The organism is Corynebacterium sp. HMSC072A04, from assembly GCF_001809235.1.
GTDB classification, from domain to species: Bacteria; Actinomycetota; Actinomycetes; order Mycobacteriales; family Mycobacteriaceae; genus Corynebacterium; species Corynebacterium hiratae.
Map to the genome: position 1 here is coordinate 1 of NZ_KV796810.1, position 662 is coordinate 662.

General features: G+C 54.7%; 1 protein-coding gene. It reads left to right on the forward strand.

Annotation, left to right across the window (positions count from 1 at the left end; all coding sequences use genetic code 11):
• Nucleotides 1-124: 124 nt before the first annotated feature.
• The gene (locus HMPREF2565_RS11625) at nt 125-358 is read left to right on the forward strand and encodes a recombinase family protein (protein ID WP_224784272.1); all 234 of its coding nucleotides are present in this window, start codon (nt 125-127) and stop codon (nt 356-358) included.
• The last annotated feature ends 304 nt before the right edge of the window (nt 359-662 follow it).

The window sequence follows — 662 nt, forward strand, 5'->3', positions numbered from 1 at the left end:
TTTAAGTTCAATGTTAGCTAAGGGCCTTATTAAAAGCGTTTGGCAACACGCGCTCCTATTTACCTTCGTATCTCGCGAGACGCTGACGTGGATGGCCTCACCATCGACCGGCAGCGTCAGGACTGTGAAGCCATTGCAAAGCAGCGTGGCTTGGACGTTGGACATAGGACATAACTACGTCGATCAGTCCATTTCCGCGTCAAAGAAGAATGTGGCTCGCCCCGACTACGACGCCATGGTGGCATCCTTTGAACGCGGCGAAATCGACGCGATCATCTGCTGGGACCTCGAACTACCCGCCCCACGTCGGTGGGTAGTCCGATCAGTCGGACAAAACTACTCCCGCACCACAGCGTAATAAGGGGTGCACCTTAAAAACATCCGGAGGTGGGGGTAACTCCCCCTCGTTGCCCAGAGACAAAATACGCCAGTGGCGTCTGTACGACGAGCCGAAGGTAGGACAAATTCCAATCCAGAGAGGTCTTGCACTGTTGCGGTGCGGTTGTCTTCTTTCTCACCGTATTGGACCCTGCGAAATTAATTGGATACGATAGGCCCATGTTGATTTCAGGTTCCGTTTTCATGCGGCCGCTCACCAGCCGCTAAGGCGGTTTTCTCCCTCCCGCAGGTTAGAAACCGCTCCGGTCCTTTAGCCGGGCGGC